Genomic DNA, 2,500 nt, shown 5'->3' on the forward strand with positions numbered 1-2,500 from the left:
TCGCCACCCCGAAGAGTGACTAACCGGTCCCCTTAACGTTCCAGCACCGGGCAGGCGTCAGTCCGTATACATCGCCTTACGGCTTCGCACGGACCTGTGTTTTTAGTAAACAGTCGCTTCTCGCTGGTCTCTGCGGCCACCCCCAGCTCGAGGAGCACGTCCTCTCACCAGTGATGGCCCCCCTTCTCCCGAAGTTACGGGGGCATTTTGCCGAGTTCCTTAACCATAGTTCACCCGAACGCCTCGGTATTCTCTACCTGACCACCTGAGTCGGTTTAGGGTACGGGCCGCCATGAAACTCGCTAGAGGCTTTTCTCGACAGCATAGGATCATCCACTTCACCACAATCGGCTCGGCATCAGGTCTCAGCCTTGATGAGCGGCGGATTTACCTACCACTCGGCCTACACCCTTACCCCGGGACAACCACCGCCCGGGCTGGACTACCTTCCTGCGTCACCCCATCACTCACCTACTACCACCTTGGATCGGCGGCTCCACCACTTTCCTTTCCCCGAAGGGTCCGGAACGGCTTCACGGCCTTAGCATCAATGGGCTCGATGTTTGACGCTTCACAGCGGGTACCGGAATATCAACCGGTTATCCATCGACTACGCCTGTCGGCCTCGCCTTAGGTCCCGACTTACCCTGGGCAGATCAGCTTGACCCAGGAACCCTTAGTCAATCGGCGCACACGTTTCTCACGTGTGTATCGCTACTCATGCCTGCATTCTCACTCGTCAACCGTCCACAACTCGCTTACGCGGCTGCTTCACCCGGCAGACGACGCTCCCCTACCCATCNCGACTTACCCTGGGCAGATCAGCTTGACCCAGGAACCCTTAGTCAATCGGCGCACACGTTTCTCACGTGTGTATCGCTACTCATGCCTGCATTCTCACTCGTCAACCGTCCACAACTCGCTTACGCGGCTGCTTCACCCGGCAGACGACGCTCCCCTACCCATCACAGCGCCCGTTGGGGCTATATGCTGCAATGACACGACTTCGGCGGTACGCTTGAGCCCCGCTACATTGTCGGCGCGGAATCACTAGACCAGTGAGCTATTACGCACNCATACGGGCGTTGGCCCTATTGTATGAATGACACGACTTCGGCGGTACGCTTGAGCCCCGCTACATTGTCGGCGCGGAATCACTAGACCAGTGAGCTATTACGCACTCTTTCAAGGGTGGCTGCTTCTAAGCCAACCTCCTGGTTGTCTGTGCGACTCCACATCCTTTCCCACTTAGCGTACGCTTAGGGGCCTTAGTCGATGCTCTGGGCTGTTTCCCTCTCGACCATGGAGCTNCTCTTTCAAGGGTGGCTGCTTCTAAGCCAACCTCCTGGTTGTCTGTGCGACTCCACATCCTTTCCCACTTAGCGTACGCTTAGGGGCCTTAGTCGATGCTCTGGGCTGTTTCCCTCTCGACCATGGAGCTTATCCCCCACAGTCTCACTGCCGCGCTCTCACTTACCGGCATTCGGAGTTTGGCTAAGGTCAGTAACCCGGTAGGGCCCATCGCCTATCCAGTGCTCTACCTCCGGCAAGAAACACACGACGCTGCACCTAAATGCATTTCGGGGAGAACCAGCTATCACGGAGTTTGATTGGCCTTTCACCCCTAACCACAGGTCATCCCCCAGGTTTTCAACCCTGGTGGGTTCGGTCCTCCACGAAGTCTTACCTCCGCTTCAACCTGCCCATGGCTAGATCACTCCGCTTCGGGTCTTGAGCGTGCTACTGAAACGCCCTATTCGGACTCGCTTTCGCTACGGCTTCCCCACACGGGTTAACCTCGCAACACACCGCAAACTCGCAGGCTCATTCTTCAAAAGGCACGCAGTCACGACGCACCAAGTAAACTTGATGCGCGACGCTCCCACGGCTTGTAGGCACACGGTTTCAGGTACTATTTCACTCCGCTCCCGCGGTACTTTTCACCATTCCCTCACGGTACTATCCGCTATCGGTCACCAGGGAATATTTAGGCTTAGCGGGTGGTCCCGCCAGATTCACACGGGATTTCTCGGGCCCCGTGCTACTTGGGTGTCTCTCAAACGAGCCGTTGACGTTTCGACTACGGGGGTCTTACCCTCTACGCCGGACCTTTCGCATGTCCTTCGCCTACATCAACGGTTTCTGACTCGTCTCACGGCCGGCAGACCGTAAAAGAGAGATCCCACAACCCCGCCTACGCAACCCCTGCCGGGTCTCACACGTAAACGGTTTGGCCTCATCCGGTTTCGCTCGCCACTACTCCCGGAATCACGGTTGTTTTCTCTTCCTGCGGGTACTGAGATGTTTCACTTCCCCGCGTTCCCTCCACATACCCTATGTGTTCAGGTATGGGTGACAGCCCATGACGACTGCCGGGTTTCCCCATTCGGAAACCCCCGGATCAAAGCCTGGTTGACGGCTCCCCGGGGACTATCGTGGCCTCCCACGTCCTTCATCGGTTCCTGGTGCCAAGGCATCCACCGTGCGCCCTTAAAAACTT

At 57.3% G+C, this 2,500-nt stretch carries 1 rRNA gene (cut by a window edge); it reads right to left on the minus strand.

Going from position 1 to position 2,500, the window contains the following annotated elements:
- A 23S ribosomal RNA gene (locus ACWBNA_RS47650) occupies window positions 1-2,500 on the minus strand (its annotated part continues 4 nt past the right edge of the window); the annotation flags it as partial.

It is taken from the genome of Streptomyces sp. Q2 (assembly GCF_056820935.1).